This window comes from Streptomyces sp. P13-3-3, from assembly GCF_050571355.1.
GTDB classification, from domain to species: Bacteria; Actinomycetota; Actinomycetes; order Streptomycetales; family Streptomycetaceae; genus Streptomyces; species Streptomyces althioticus.
In genome coordinates this window covers 3,932,175-3,945,767 of the sequence record NZ_CP192228.1, presented here as the reverse complement: position 1 = coordinate 3,945,767, position 13,593 = coordinate 3,932,175, and the positions used below count along the sequence as shown (strand labels likewise).

The 13,593-nt window shown below is 73.4% G+C and carries 11 protein-coding genes; 5 read left to right on the top strand and 6 right to left on the bottom strand.

Features of this window, described 5'->3' with window-relative positions:
* The first annotated feature begins 256 nt into the window (after window positions 1-256).
* A complete protein-coding gene (locus ACQZOG_RS18155) occupies window positions 257-1,669 on the top strand; it encodes a PspC domain-containing protein (protein ID WP_430741651.1) in 1,413 nt (470 codons plus the stop codon).
* A complete protein-coding gene (locus tag ACQZOG_RS18150) occupies window positions 1,656-1,907 on the top strand; it encodes a hypothetical protein (RefSeq protein ID WP_430741650.1) in 252 nt (83 codons plus the stop codon). Before ACQZOG_RS18155 ends, ACQZOG_RS18150 begins: the two co-directional genes overlap by 14 nt.
* On the opposite strand, the gene ACQZOG_RS18145 is transcribed toward ACQZOG_RS18150, so the two are convergent.
* The 3 genes from ACQZOG_RS18145 to ACQZOG_RS18135 all read right to left on the bottom strand — a co-directional run bounded on the left by ACQZOG_RS18145 (window position 1,904) and on the right by ACQZOG_RS18135 (window position 4,851).
* Window positions 1,904-2,425 carry a DoxX family protein gene (locus ACQZOG_RS18145; protein ID WP_033272400.1) on the bottom strand — a complete coding sequence of 174 codons (522 nt, stop codon included), beginning with the start codon at window positions 2,423-2,425 and terminating at the stop codon, window positions 1,904-1,906. The genes ACQZOG_RS18150 and ACQZOG_RS18145 overlap by 4 nt on opposite strands.
* Window positions 2,426-2,566: 141 nt before the next feature.
* Window positions 2,567-3,847: a hypothetical protein gene (locus ACQZOG_RS18140; protein ID WP_430741649.1), complete on the bottom strand. Its 1,281-nt coding sequence runs from the start codon at window positions 3,845-3,847 to the stop codon at window positions 2,567-2,569.
* A gap of 209 nt (window positions 3,848-4,056) precedes the next feature.
* Window positions 4,057-4,851, bottom strand: coding sequence for a class II aldolase/adducin family protein (locus ACQZOG_RS18135; RefSeq protein WP_387757574.1), 795 nt, complete (start codon window positions 4,849-4,851; stop codon window positions 4,057-4,059).
* Window positions 4,852-5,008: 157 nt separating this feature from the next.
* Between ACQZOG_RS18135 and ACQZOG_RS18130 the strand changes: the two genes are divergently transcribed.
* A complete protein-coding gene (locus ACQZOG_RS18130) occupies window positions 5,009-5,524 on the top strand; it encodes a pyridoxamine 5'-phosphate oxidase family protein (protein ID WP_193466692.1) in 516 nt (171 codons plus the stop codon).
* 9 nt (window positions 5,525-5,533) lie between these two features.
* Here ACQZOG_RS18130 and guaA read toward each other — a convergent pair whose 3' ends face one another.
* Window positions 5,534-7,114 carry a glutamine-hydrolyzing GMP synthase gene (gene guaA / locus ACQZOG_RS18125; protein WP_033272404.1) on the bottom strand — a complete coding sequence of 527 codons (1,581 nt, stop codon included), beginning with the start codon at window positions 7,112-7,114 and terminating at the stop codon, window positions 5,534-5,536.
* Between the two features lie 342 nt (window positions 7,115-7,456).
* Here guaA and ACQZOG_RS18120 point away from each other — a divergent pair, with 342 nt between their 5' ends.
* Both ACQZOG_RS18120 and ACQZOG_RS18115 read left to right on the top strand, forming a co-directional pair.
* Entirely contained in the window at window positions 7,457-7,753 is a 297-nt protein-coding gene (locus ACQZOG_RS18120) for a chorismate mutase (protein ID WP_037641140.1), read from the top strand.
* A gap of 1,125 nt (window positions 7,754-8,878) precedes the next feature.
* Window positions 8,879-9,949: an LAETG motif-containing sortase-dependent surface protein gene (locus ACQZOG_RS18115; protein ID WP_033272406.1), complete on the top strand. Its 1,071-nt coding sequence runs from the start codon at window positions 8,879-8,881 to the stop codon at window positions 9,947-9,949.
* A 107-nt stretch (window positions 9,950-10,056) separates the two neighbouring features.
* Here ACQZOG_RS18115 and ACQZOG_RS18110 read toward each other — a convergent pair whose 3' ends face one another.
* Both ACQZOG_RS18110 and ACQZOG_RS18105 read right to left on the bottom strand, forming a co-directional pair.
* On the bottom strand, window positions 10,057-11,874 hold the full coding sequence (locus tag ACQZOG_RS18110) for a GMC oxidoreductase (RefSeq protein WP_037641137.1): 1,818 nt from the start codon (window positions 11,872-11,874) through the stop codon (window positions 10,057-10,059).
* A gap of 94 nt (window positions 11,875-11,968) precedes the next feature.
* Window positions 11,969-13,582, bottom strand: coding sequence for a succinic semialdehyde dehydrogenase (locus ACQZOG_RS18105; protein ID WP_203550273.1), 1,614 nt, complete (start codon window positions 13,580-13,582; stop codon window positions 11,969-11,971).
* Between the last annotated feature and the right edge of the window lie 11 nt (window positions 13,583-13,593).

Here is a 13,593-nt window from a genome sequence, read left to right as displayed (position 1 = left end):
CCGGCGCGGGTGATGCGGCTCCGGGCCACGGGCCACGGAGCTCCCGGCCCGGGCCGAGGGCCGCCCGGCCCCGCGTCGCAGGGGGCAGGGGCCCAGTCCCGGGCTTCGGGTCGCAGGGACAGGGGCCGAGCCCCGGGCTTCGGGGCGTCCGGTCGCGGAACCGCCGTCCCCGAGGCGGGCCTCGGGGGCGGATATCAGGGTCCGGCCAGGGTCGTTCCGACTGCCGCTCGGGCGGCTCGGACGTCACCATGGACGCATGACGGATCACCAGCACGCCGCGTCGGACCCGGGATCGCGTCCCGGGGCCGGGCCCGGTGCGCCCGCCGCGGGCCCCTCGCGTGCGGGCGCGGGGAAGGAGGGGACGGCCGGCGCACCGGCGGGGGCCGTCGACCCCGGCCGGCACTTCCGGCGCGACCGGCGGCACCAGATGTTCGGCGGTGTCTGCTCCGGTCTCGCCCGGCAGTACGACATGGACCCGGTGATCTTCCGGATCACGCTCGCCGTGCTGTCCGCGACCGGCGGCATCGGCCTCATCTTCTACGGCTTCGCCTGGCTGTTCGTCCCGTACGACGACGAGGACGAGAACCAGGTCCGCCGGCTGCTCACCGGCCGGGTCGACGGCCACACGCTGGCGGCGGTGCTCTTCGCACTGGTCGGCTGCGGCCTCTTCCTGTCCATGCTGAGCAACGACGGGGTGCTGAGCTTCGCCGTCATACTGTCCCTGCTGCTCGCGGGCGCCGCCTACTGGTCGCGGCGGCGCGGCACGCCGAGCCCGGACCCGATCGCCGCGCAGGCCGCCGCCGACGCCCCGCCGGAACCGCAGGCCCCGCCGGCCCCGGCCGCGTATCCGTCGTGGTGGCGCGAGCCCATCGTCAAGGACGGCACCTATGTCGGGGGCACGGGTTACCTGTGGGGCCCGGAGGACTCGCGGGACCTGGACATCGCCACCGCGGTCGGCGTCGGGGTCCGCTCCGGGAGCGGCGGCGGCGCGAAGGACGTGTGGCGGCCGCCCCAGGCGCGCCCGCCCAAGCCGAGAGGCCCTCGCGGGATCGGCGGCTGGGTCTTCCTGTTCGCGCTGCTCGCGGCCGGTCTGGGCACGGGCCTCACCTGGGAGACGCAGCCCCTCGGCACCAGCCTGCAGACGGGTCTGGCGTGCGCCCTGGGCGTCTTCGGCCTCGGTATCGCGGTGAGCGCCTTCCTGGGCCGCACGGGAGCCGGGTCGATCGTCCTCGCGGTCCTCACGGCGGGTCTGCTCGCCGGATCGACGGCCATGCCCGACGACATCGGCACGGACTGGACCCGCACGGGCTGGCGGCCCGCCTCGGCCGCGCAGATCCGTCCGATGTACGACCTGGGCGCCGGCGAGGGGAAGCTGGACCTGTCGACGGTCCGCGTCCCCGCGGGCGACACGGTCTCCACGCAGGTCGAGGTGGGACTGGGCCGCATCCATGTGATCGTCCCCCGGGACGCGACCGTGCGGCTGCGCGTCGAGGTCGGGCTCGGTGACATCCAGGTGCCGGGTGACGGACGGAAGGACGTGGACGTGGCACCGGGCAAGTACGAGGAGATGACCCTGGAGCCACCGCCCGGTGCCGGGAAGGCGGGCACGCTGCGGCTCGACCTCCGGGTCGGCGCGGGGCAGGCGGAGGTGAGCCGTGCTGCGTCATGAGTTCCAGCCCGGCCGGCTGATCGCGGGCACCGCCCTCGTCGCGGCGGCGGTGGTCTACGGCGGGGACGCGGGAGGGGCTTGGGAGACACCGTGGTTCGTGGTGGTCCCGCTCGTCGTGGGCGGCCTCTGCCTGGCCGGCGGGGTGGGTGCCGTGACCGGACTGGTGCGCCGCCGCCGCGTCCGCCCGGCTCCGGAGGGCACGGACACGGCCGACCACGCGCGCACGACGGGAGGTTAGAAGGTTCCGCGGCGTCGCCGTGCGCGGAGGGCGGCGTCCACCGACAGCAGCGGGGCCCCGGCCAGGATCAGCGGGGTCCAGGCCATGAGGTACGGCAGGTCGTTGCCGTAGTAGTACGGATCGGCGGCCCAGCTCACGGTCAGCCACAGGCTGAGCGAGATCAGCGCCCCGCCGAGGGCGGCGATCCGGGTGAGCAGTCCGAGCAGGGTGCCGATGCCGACGGCCAGTTCGCCGAAGGCGATGGCGTAGCCGAAGCCGACGGGGCTCTCCAGCGCCATGTCGACCAGCGCCGGGATCGCGGAGGAGTCGCGGACGGCGCGCATCATGTCGCCGATCGAGCCGGCCCCGGAGTCCTTGAGGAAGGCGCTGTCGGTGAGCTTGTCGAGGCCGGCGTAGACGAAGGTGACGCCGAGGAAGATCCGCAGCGGCAGCAGGGCGTAGCGGGCGGCGGTGTCCCGCAGCCCGCCGTCGCCGTCGGGACGTGGGGTGTAACTGTCTGCGCGCATGCCGTGCGTCATGTCGTCGCCGCCTTCCGACTCCGGGCCCTCCTGGACAGACCGAACGTACGGCAATCGGCGTGGGACGAACCCGGTCGACAGCGTTTTGTCAGGGAAGCGACAGCGACCCGTCGACTGCGGCTCCGCTCCGTCGTCCCGCCGTCACTCCGTGACGTCGATGGTGTAGCGGTTGGTCTCCACTCCGGCCGCGGTGACCACCTGCACGTCGACGCGGCCGGGCTCCACGTCGGCGGGGACCGGCACGGTCAGCAGGTCGTCGGCCGGGTTGTCGAAGCCGCCCACCACCGGCACCAGCGGCACATGGACGTTCACCGGGCCGACCCGCACCACCATGCGCGCCAGGCGGTCCGCGCCCTGCGCCCCGGCCGGGACGAACCCGGTGCCGCGGATCTCGATGTCGTCCCCGGTGCGGATGGGCGCGTCCAGGTCCCCGGCCTCCCGGGCCCGCACCACGGAGAGGATCACCGGACGCCCGCCCTCGGCGTACTTGCCCGCGAGGTAGGTGCCCGCCGACACCAGCACCACCACGGCCAGTCCCCAGGGCAGGTCGGGCAGTTGGTCGGGGCGGCGGGCCAGCCGTACGGCGGCGAAGGCGAGGGCGACGGCGTTGATGATGACGTACTGGATGTCGGCGAAGCTGCCGCGTCCGGAGTCGTCGGTGAGCAGGTCGGCCGCCCTGGGCCGGTGGGCGCGCACCTTCTGGAGCCGCTGCCCCTGCACCCGCAGCCCGACCACCCGGCGCACCAGGACGGCGATCCCGCAGACCACGGCGAGCACGGTCACGACGCCGGCGCCGCGGGCGAGTTCCAGGCCGTCGATCAGCGCGTCGCGCTCCCGGTGGTCGGAGGCGGCCGCGAGCCGCCCCACCAGCACGAGGACGGCGAACGCGACGAGCAGCACCCAGGAGCCGGCCACCGCCCGGGACGTGGAGAGCCGGTTGTCCTCGCCGACGACCGGGGCGAGCGCGCCGCCGCGCGCCCGGTGGAACCAGGACGCCGCGGTGAGCGCCCCCGCCACCAGCACCGCGGCCAGCAGCCCGGCCGTGCGCGCGGAGGTCCAGCCCGCGCCGATCGCGGTGAGCGCCTGTACGAGCAGCAGCGCCAGGACACCGGCCCAGACGACGACCGCCGTGCGCTGCCACAGCCGGGCCAGCCAGGCGGCGCCCTCGGCCCGGCCGCGTTCGGCCACCGCCTCGGCGGCCTGGGCGAGTTCCTCGGAGACCCACTGCCGGGAGGCGGAGGCGGAGTGGGCCACCGCGGCAGGGAGTCCCTGGCCGGTGGCGAACTCGTCCCGCTTCACCAGGAACGCGGCGACCGCGCGCCGGTGCCCCTCACGCGCACCGTGCGGACAGTCCCCGCAGGTGCAGCCGCCCTCGTGGGCAGCCGGATCCGCTCCGCCCTGTCTCGCCTCCTGCACCGCCACGCCCGAAGCCGCCTTCCCGCACTACCCGACACATCCCGACACACCACGACCGCCCTCGGCGGCCGCCGGACAACTCCCCCGCGTCGAGAGCGAATTGTGCCCTACGCCACGCCCGTCCCGTCCGCCGGGCCCGGTCGCCACGGGTGAACCTCCAGGCGCCGTGTTGACGCGCTCCCCCGCCCTCCCCCGTGCCTCCGCGATACGCGCGTTCAGTCCAGCAGATCCGGCTCGCTCCGCGTGATCTCCCGCCACATCGGCTGGTAGTTGATCCACGCCACCAGGTCCCCGCCCAGCTGCTCCCGGGTGGCCACCGCCTGGCGGTGCTCGATCAGCACGGGACGGCCGGCCGCCCGCGCCGCGAGCTGCACCTGGCAGGAGCGTTCCATGGTCATGAACCACCAGGCCGCCGCGTCCACCGAGTCGCCCACGGTCAGCAGTCCGTGGTTGCGCAGCACCAGCGCCTTGCGGGTGCCGAGGGCGGCGGCGATGCGGCGGCCCTCCTCGGGGTCGACGGTGACGGAGGTGTAGGCGTCGTACAGGGCGTGGTCCTCGTAGAAGGCGCAGCTCTCCTGGGTGATCGGGTCGAGCAGGTCGCCGAGGGCGGCCAGCGCACGGCCGTGCACGGAGTGGCAGTGGGCGACGGCGACGACGTCCGGCCGGGCCGCGTGCACCTGGGCGTGGACGGCGAACGCGGCCTGGTTGACGTGGTGTCCGCCCTCGACGACCTGGCCGTCCCGGTTGGCGAGCACCAGGTCGCTCACGGTGACGTGCCGGAACGGCATGCCGAACGGGTTGACCCAGAAGCAGTCGCTGAACTCGGGGTCGCGTGCGGTGATGTGCCCGGAGACGCCGTCCTCGTAGCCGAGCCGGCCGAACAGCCGCAGCGCGCCCGCCAGCCGCTCCTTGCGGTGCCTGCGCTCGTCCTCGAGGGACTCGTGCATGGGCGGCATGGCGAACTGCAGTTTGTCGGTGGGCACCGGCAGGGGCGGAGTGGGCCCGTGCATGAGTCCTCCCGCGGGGGTTCGCGTACGGGGCGGAAGTTACCCGGGGGGCGCGCCGTACGACAGCTCTGTTCCGTAACACCGGACATCCGTCCGGATACCCGGCGGACCACCCGGATACCCGACAGAGGGTGTCGGTTTTCCGGGACACACTCGCTGCATGAGCACGGACACGCACACGGACGGCCGGGAAGACTCCGGCGTCACCTGGGGAGCGTTCGCCGCGGCCGAGCCGGAACTGGCGCGGACCGTCGAGGAGCGCTTCGCCGCCCACACGCACCACGTCCTCGCGACCCTCCGCAAGGACGGCTCGCCGCGCACCACGGGCCTGGAGGTGCGCTTCCTGGACGGCGAGCTGTGGTTCGGGATGATGCCGGGGTCGATGAAGGCGCTGGACGTGCGCCGCGATCCCCGCTTCTCGCTCCAGGCCAACCCGGGCGAGGGCACGACCATGGGCGGCGGCGACGTGCGGATCGCCGGACGGGCGGTCGAGGTGCCGGAGGACGACACGGCGACCCGCGCCCGGTACGCCGAAGAGGTGGAACCGCCGGAGCCGTTCCACCTCTTCCGCACCGAGGTCACGGAGGTCGTGCGGACCTCCGTGGAGGACGAGAAGTACCTCGTCGTGCAGGTCTGGAAGCCCGGAGCGCCGGTGCGCACGCTCAAACGGACGTGACCGCGGGGACTACTCCCACTCGATGGTGCCCGGCGGCTTGGACGTGACGTCCAGCACGACCCGGTTGACGTCCCGGACCTCGTTGGTGATCCGCGTGGAGATCTTCGCGAGGACGTCGTACGGCAGCCGCGACCAGTCGGCGGTCATGGCGTCCTCCGAGGACACCGGGCGCAGCACGATCGGGTGACCGTAGGTGCGGCCGTCGCCCTGGACGCCGACCGAGCGGACGTCGGCGAGCAGCACCACGGGGCACTGCCAGATGTCACGGTCCAGGCCGGCCGCGGTCAGTTCCTCGCGGGCGATCGCGTCGGCCTCGCGGAGCAGGTCGAGCCGCTCCTTGGTGACCTCGCCGACGATGCGGATACCCAGGCCAGGGCCGGGGAAGGGCTGCCGGTGGACGATCTCCTCGGGCAGGCCGAGCTCCTGGCCGACCATCCGGACCTCGTCCTTGAACAGCTTGCGCAGCGGCTCGATCAGCCGGAACTCGAGGTCCTCGGGCAGACCGCCCACGTTGTGGTGGGACTTGATGTTGGCGGTGCCGCTGCCGCCGCCGGACTCGACGACGTCCGGGTAGAGGGTGCCCTGCACCAGGAACTCCACCGCGGGGCCCTCGTCGGCGATGATCTCGGCCTGGGCCTGCTCGAAGACCCGGATGAACTCACGGCCGATGATCTTGCGCTTCTGCTCGGGGTCGGAGACCCCGGCCAGCGCCTTCAAGAACCGCTCCTCGGCGTCGACGACCTTGAGCTGGACCCCGGTCGCGGCGACGAAGTCCTTCTCGACCTGCTCGGTCTCACCCTTGCGCATCAGACCGTGGTCGACGTAGACGCAGGTGAGCTGGGAGCCGATGGCCTTCTGCACCAGCGCGGCGGCCACGGCGGAGTCCACACCGCCGGACAGGCCGCAGATGGCGCGCTTGTCGCCGACCGTCTCACGGATGGCGGCCACCTGCTCGTCGATGACGTTGCCGGTGGTCCAGTTCGGCGTGAGGCCCGCGCCGCGGTACAGGAAGTGCTCCAGCACCTGCTGCCCGTGCGTGGAGTGCATCACCTCGGGGTGGTACTGGACGCCGTAGAGCTTCTTCTCGTCGTTCTCGAAGGCGGCGACCGGGACGACGTCCGTGGACGCGGTGACGGTGAAGCCCTCGGGGGCGGCGGAGCAGGCGTCGCCGTGCGACATCCAGACCGCCTGCTCCTCGGGGGTGCCCTCGAAGAGGGTGGAGGAGTTCCTGGCGACGTGCAGGTCGGTGCGGCCGTACTCACGGGCGCCGGTGTTGTCCACCTGGCCGCCCAGGGTCTGGGCCATGAGCTGGAAGCCGTAGCACATGCCGAAGACGGGGACGCCGGCCTCGAAGAGCTCGCGGTCGAGGCGGGGGGCGCCCTCCTCGTACACGGACGAGGGGCCGCCGGAGAGGATGATCGCCGCGGGGTTCTTGGCGAGGATGTCCGCGACCGGCATGGTGCTCGGCACGATCTCGCTGTAGACCCGCGCCTCGCGGACGCGACGGGCGATGAGCTGGGCGTACTGCGCGCCGAAGTCGACGACCAGGACGGTGTCGGGCGCGTTGGCAGCGGGAGTCGCTGATGACACGAGGTGCCTTCCGGCGGTGGGGCGGGGGTCTTGTGCCTCCCGATTCTACCGAGACGGCGACGCGTTCCGTCCCGGTCCGATCCGCGCCCGGCGTCCCCCCGCCACGTCTCACCATGCGGGCCGGGCGTTGGACGGACCGGGCCGACCGGGCATACTGGCCCCATGCTCACGCACCCGACCTTCCTCTTTACCTATGGCACCCGGCCCGCCGGCTGCCATGGTCGTGCTGCTTGAGCAACTGACAAGCGACTTCCCAGGCGCCCCGGGCCGACAGGTCCGGGGCGCCTGGCGTTTCACCGGACCGTGTCGCTCCGGGGCCACCACCCACCGAGGAGCCCCGACATGACCGCCGTCACCACCGAGCCCACCGAGAAGACCGGCGCCCGCACGGCCGAGGCCGCCGAGCTGATCAGCGACGCGCGTGAGCGGATCGACGCGCTGGACGACCGGATCATCGGTCTGGTGCAGGAACGGATGGCGGTGTCCGCCGTGATCCAGAAGGAACGGATCGCCTCCGGCGGCCGCCGTGTGAACCTCTCCCGCGAGATGGAGATCCTCGCCACGTACCGGGACGCCCTGGGCAAGCCGGGCACCGCGCTCGCCATGACCCTGCTGGAGCTGTGCCGGGGCAAGATCTGAATCCGCGTTCCCGGCACTGGCGTGCGGATCCCCTCTCACCCGTCCGGTGCGTGACCGGTGGGCCCGGCGGGTCGTTGGTCCCGGTGTCCGCGCCAGCCAGGGGCGGACCGGAGCAGTACCACGCGTGGCTCGCCGGAACGATGAGACGGACGGCTCGTGCCGTGCGTCGTGGGACCTCGTTCCGGTACCGGTGACCGGGAGGCAGGGGACAGCCGCCCCGGTCACGCGAGAGATCGGCCGGCCCCGGGGACGCCCGGGGCCGGCCGACGCGCGTGTCCTCCTCACGCGGGGGGCAGGTCCGGGTGGCGACCCCGCACCCGCCCTCGCGGGACACCGTCACGCTGCGGTCGTACGGGTCCCGGGCCTCGCCCATGCGCAGCGCCGAGCCCGCCGGGCAGCCGGGACAGCGCGGCCGACGGGTTGACGGCGACGACGGCCAGGGCCGCGGCGGTCAGCACGCCGACGCCGTTCCACACCGTGCGGCGGCGTGATCGCGTGAGGCCCGGCCGACCGTCTCCTGCCAGGGCGGAACCCGTGCGCCGGCCCCTCGACCGGGCGGGCGCGGCGGGCTTTCCCCTCTCGCGTCGACGGCCTCTCCGGCAGGGCGGCGGGCTCCGGGCGGCGCCCATGCGCAGCGCCGAGCCCGCCGGGCAGCCGGCACAGCGCGGCCGACGGGCTGACGGCGACGACGGCCAGGGCCGCGGCGGTCAGCACGCCGACGCCGTTCCACACCGTGCGGCGGCGTGAGCGCGTGAGGCCCGGCCGACCGTCTCCTGCCAGGGCGGAACCCGTGCGCCGGCCCCTCGACCGGGCGGGCGCGGCGGGCTTTCCCCTCTCGCGTCGACGGCCTCTCCGGCAGGGCGGCGGGCTCCGGGCGGGGCCCTTCGGACGGCTTCTCGGCCGCAGGACGGCGGTCCTTCTCCCGGACGGTGAGTCCAGCCCAACGGTCACCATCCCTCCGCGTGATCCACATCACGTAAAGATTCTGTGAGATCCAGGACAACCCTGCGCGGGCCTCAGTGATCGAACTCACCGACATCAGGGATCAGACCCGTGCGCCCCACACGGAGGCGCTCTTCGACTCGTGCCGCGACCGCGCGGCACGCCGGACTCACCGAGGTCTTCATGAAGCTTCGCCGCGCCCTGGCCGCAGCGGCCGCGACGGCAGCGATAGTCCCGGCCGCCCTCCTCGCGGCCCCGGCCGCCCACGCGACCGACCCGTCCTCCGCCACGACCCTGTCCACGGAGACGGAGACGGCCCCGTCCGCCCCGACGACCGCCCCCGACGGGACGGAGTCCGCGGAGTCCGGCACCGGCGAGCAGGACGGACAGCCGGAGCAGGACACCGACGAGTCCGGGAACGGCGAGGACGGGAACGGCACCGACGACGGCGCCGACGACTCCGCCTCGTCCTCCCCCTCCTCCAGCCCCTCGCCCTCGGCGTCCACCTCCGCCTCCCCCTCGCCGAACCCCAGCGCGAGCACCCCGGCCGAGGAGGACCCGGAGCTCTGCCTCGACGAGGACGGCGAGAGCACGGCCGAGCTCAGCGACGCCCTGCGCAGCGGACTGTCGGGCCTGCCCGAGACGATCGTCGCGGGCAGCGGCTGGACCACGTTCTCCTTCGACGTCACCAACCGCGGCGACGAGGAGATCAAGAACATCAGGCCGCTGATCGGTGTCGCCGCTGTCGGCTGGGAGGACGTCCGCGACTACTCCGGCCAGATCACGGTCCAGGCGTACGACAAGGCGACCGGCAGGTGGAACACGCTCGCGGGCGCCGCGGGCGAGGGCGCCACGTTCGCCGCGTTCTCGCTGGGCGCCGGCCAGTCCGTCTCCTACCAGCTGCGGCTCTCCGTCAGCGGCAAGGTGCCGGACGCGCTGGGCCTCACCGGCGGTTTCGCCGAGTACTCGGACACCGAGGGCTGCTGGATCGCCGACGACCCGAACGGCTGGATCTACTTCTTCGACATCCTCGCCGCCGGCTCCGACGCCGGTGACCCCGACGACGCCAAGCCGCAGACCGGCGGCGTCAAGGAGCTCGACAGGGTCAGCGAGGTGAAGGTCACCGGCAGCCTCGCCGAGACCGGCTCGAACTCCGCCCTGCCGGTGATCGGCCTGGTCGGCGGTGTCGCCGTCGTGGCCGGCGCGGGTGCGCTGTTCGTCGTCCGCCGTCGCAAGGCCGGCGCCGAGGCGTGACCCCGGCCGCCCGTGTGGCGGCCCCGTGACAAGGGGAAAGGACCTGAGCCCGGAGGGGGGCACAGGTCCTTTCCTCCACGTCACGCCCGGGCGCCCGGCGTGCGCGGCTACTTCTTCGGCGGCACCGCCGGCATACCCAGGAAGGGCAGCTTCAGCGCGCCGAACGCGTCGGCCGGGACGGCCGGTGCCTTCGGCTCCACCGGGTTCAGCCGCCGGTACTCCTCGCCCTGCGCCGGACGCGGGTCCTCCTCGCCCTTGTTGGGCCAGAACGACATGGCCCGTTCGGCCTGCGCGGTGATGGTCAGCGACGGGTTCACCCCGAGGTTCGCGGAGACCGCGGAACCGTCGACGACCGTGATGCCGGGGTGCCCGTACAGCCGGTGGTACGGGTCGATCACGCCGGTCTCCGAGGAGTCGCCGATCGCGCAGCCGCCCAGGAAGTGGGCGGTGAGCGGCATGCCCGTCAGCTCGCCCACGTTGGAGCCCGCGAAGCCGTTGATCTCGGCGGCCAGCGCGGACGCGCCGTCGGACGCCGCCTTGATCTGCTTGGGGTTGGGGGCGCCGTGCCCCTGGCGCGCGGTCAGCAGCCCACGGCCCACCCCCGACGGCTTGAGGTACGTGGACAGGGAGTTGTCCAGCGACTGCATCACCAGGCCGATGATGGTCCGCTCCGACCACCGCCGGTTGGACAGCGACCGCAGCATCAGCCACGGGTGCCGGGCCGCGTTGCCCAGCCAGCCCAGCACCCGCACCGCGCCCGAGGCGTTGTCGGCGTACGGCACCTGGAGGATCGACAGGGAACCCATCGAGTTGGAACCCTTGCCGTAGCGGACCGGCTCTATGTGGGTGTTCTCGTCCGGGTGGATGGAGGACGTGATGGCCACACCGCGGGTGAAGTCGGCCTTCGGCTCGCCGGTGGCCTTGCGGTAGCGGCGGTCGTCGGTCTGCGCGCCCACCAGCGCCTCGGAGTTGGTGCGGGTCATCTCGCCCAGCCGGTCCGAGAGGTGCGGGAGCTGCCCGCCCGTGCGCATCCGGTGCAGCAGCGTCTGCGTGCCGTAGGTGCCGGCGGCCAGCACCACCCGGCGTGCGGTGAACGTGCGGCCCTTGCCCTTGCGCCGGTCGTTCGTGGGGAGGGTGGCGACGGCGAAGCCGCCGCGCGAGTCCTCCGTCACCGACACGGCCGTGGTCATCGGGTGCACGACCGCGCCCGCCTTCTCGGCGAGGTACAGGTAGTTCTCGTTGAGGGTGTTCTTCGCGCCGTGCCGGCAGCCCGTCATGCACTCGCCGCACTCGGAGCAGGCCCGCCGCGAGGGGCCCGCCCCGCCGAAGTACGGGTCGGGCACCTCCTTGCCCGGCGTGGCCTTGACCTTTCCGTCGGCGTCCTCGCCGTCGCCGAAGAAGACCCCGACGGGCGCCATGTGGAAGGTGTCGCCGCAGCCCATCTTCTCGGCCGCCGCCTTCAGGTGGACGTCCGAAGGGGTCACCGTCGGGTTGAGCCGCACGCCGAGCATGCGCCGCGCCTGGTCGTAGTACGGCGCCAGCTCCTCCTGCCAGTCGGTGATGGTCCCCCACTGGGGGTCCTCGAAGAACGGCTTCGGCGGCACGTACAGGGTGTTGGCGTAGTTCAGCGAGCCGCCGCCGACGCCCGCGCCGGCCAGCACCATCACGTTGCCCAGCAGGTGGATGCGCTGGATGCCGTACATGCCGAGCCTGGGCGCCCAGAGGTAGTTCTTCAGGTCCCAGGAGTTCTTCGGCAGCGACTCGCGGGTCCAGCGGCGGCCGGCCTCCAGCACGCCGACGCGGTAGCCCTTCTCGGTCAGCCGGAGCGCCGAGACGGAACCGCCGAAGCCCGAGCCGACGACGAGGACGTCGTAGTCGTAGCCGGCGTCGTCGTCGGGGGCGGGGACGGGGTTCTCCTGTGACACGTGCTCTCCTCGTCGAAAGCTCTCGTTCGAAGCCGCGGCGCCGGGAGCGGGGACCCGGCGGAGGGACCTGGCGGAAGGGTGCCCGGCAGAGGGCCTAGCGGAAACGGAACGCCTTCATCAGGCGCAGGCTGCGGCTCATGAAGGCCGCGTACTTCTCGTCGTCCATGCCGAGCGACGGCGCCATCGGCAGCAGCCGCTGCTGGGCGACGGTCTGGGCCTCGGTGTACTTGAGGATCCCCTCCGAGCCGTGCCGGCGGCCGAGACCGGACTCCTTCATGCCGCCCATCGGGGACTGCACGCTGCCGTACGCGGGCGCGTAGCCCTCGTTGACGTTGACCGTGCCGGTGCGCAGGCGGGCGGCGGTCTCCCGGCCGCGGCGGGCGTTGCGCGTCCACACCGACGCGTTGAGCCCGTACGGTGTTCCGTTGGCGCGCTCGACCGCCTCGTCGTCGGAGGAGAAGCGGTAGACCGAGACGACCGGGCCGAAGGTCTCCTCCGTGCAGACGCTCATCGGGGCCTCGACGCCGTCGAGGATGGTCGGCTCGTAGAAGTAGGGGCCGATGTCCGGGCGGGCGGTGCCGCCGGCGAGGACCTTGGCGCCCTTGGCGACGGCGTCGTCGACGTGCCGGGTGACCGCGTCCAGCTGGCGCTGCCCGACCAGGGAGCCCATGTCGGCGCCGTAGGCGAGGGCGGTGCCCAGGCGCAGCGCCTTGGTGCGGGCGGCGAACCGCTCCAGGAAGGCGTCGGCGACCGCCTCGTGGACGTAGAGACGCTCGATGGAGATGCAGAGCTGGCCGGCGGAGGAGAAGCAGGCGCGGACGGCGCCGGCGGCGGCCTTGTCGAGGTCGGCGTCCTCCAGCACCAGCATGGCGTTCTTGCCGCCGAGTTCGAGGGAGACGCCGACCAGGCGGGCGGCGGCGCCCTGGGCGACCTCGCGGCCGGTGCGGGTGGAGCCGGTGAACGAGACGTAGTCGGCGTGCCGGACGACCTCGGGGCCGACGACCGGGCCGTCGCCGAGGACGACCTGGAACACGTCGGCGGGCAGCCCGGCCTCGATCAGCAGGTCTCGGGCCCACAGCGCGGTCAGGCAGGTCTCCGTGTCGGGCTTCATGACGACGGCGTTGCCCGCGACGAACGCGGGGAGGGCGTCGCCGACGGACAGTTCGAGCGGGTAGTTCCAGGGCGCGATCTGGCCGACCACGCCGCGCGGGTGGCGCAGCTCGGAGACCTTCGTCAGCACCGGCACGGCGCCCGCGTGCCGCTTGGGCCGCAGATAGGCGGCGGCGCGGCGGCCGTAGTGGCGGGCGGCGACGGCGACCGCCTGGACCTCCTCGTGGGCGTGCAGCCGGGCCTTGCCGGTCTCCAGCTGGACCAGGTCCAGCACCTCCGCCTGGCGGCTGAGCACCAGGTCGTGGAAGCGCAGCAGCACGGCGGCGCGCTCCCCGACCGGTGTCCGCGCCCACACGGCCTGGGCGGCGCGGGCCGTCTCGAACGCCTTCGCCACGTCCTCGGGCGTCGACTCGGGCAGGTCGGCCAGCTTCTCGCCGGTGAACGGCGTGTGGTTGGCGGTGCGGCCGGAGCCCGCCACGCCCTTGGTGAGCTGGGCGACCAGTTCCGGCGTCACCACGTCGGCGGCGGTGCGTACGCCCTGGGGGGCGGGGGCCAAGGGGTTGGTGCCGGTCGTTGCCCGGGTCTGCGCGTCCGTCATGAGGCGCAGAG

Coding starts and splice junctions, on each gene's coding strand:
- ACQZOG_RS18155 (WP_430741651.1), top strand. CDS start 257: ATGACGGATCACCAGCACGCCGCGTCGGACCCGGGATCGCGTCCCGGG.
- ACQZOG_RS18145 (WP_033272400.1), bottom strand. CDS start 2,425: ATGACGCACGGCATGCGCGCAGACAGTTACACCCCACGTCCCGACGGC.
- ACQZOG_RS18135 (WP_387757574.1), bottom strand. CDS start 4,851: ATGCACGGGCCCACTCCGCCCCTGCCGGTGCCCACCGACAAACTGCAG.
- ACQZOG_RS18130 (WP_193466692.1), top strand. CDS start 5,009: ATGAGCACGGACACGCACACGGACGGCCGGGAAGACTCCGGCGTCACC.
- ACQZOG_RS18120 (WP_037641140.1), top strand. CDS start 7,457: ATGACCGCCGTCACCACCGAGCCCACCGAGAAGACCGGCGCCCGCACG.
- ACQZOG_RS18115 (WP_033272406.1), top strand. CDS start 8,879: ATGAAGCTTCGCCGCGCCCTGGCCGCAGCGGCCGCGACGGCAGCGATA.
- ACQZOG_RS18105 (WP_203550273.1), bottom strand. CDS start 13,582: ATGACGGACGCGCAGACCCGGGCAACGACCGGCACCAACCCCTTGGCC.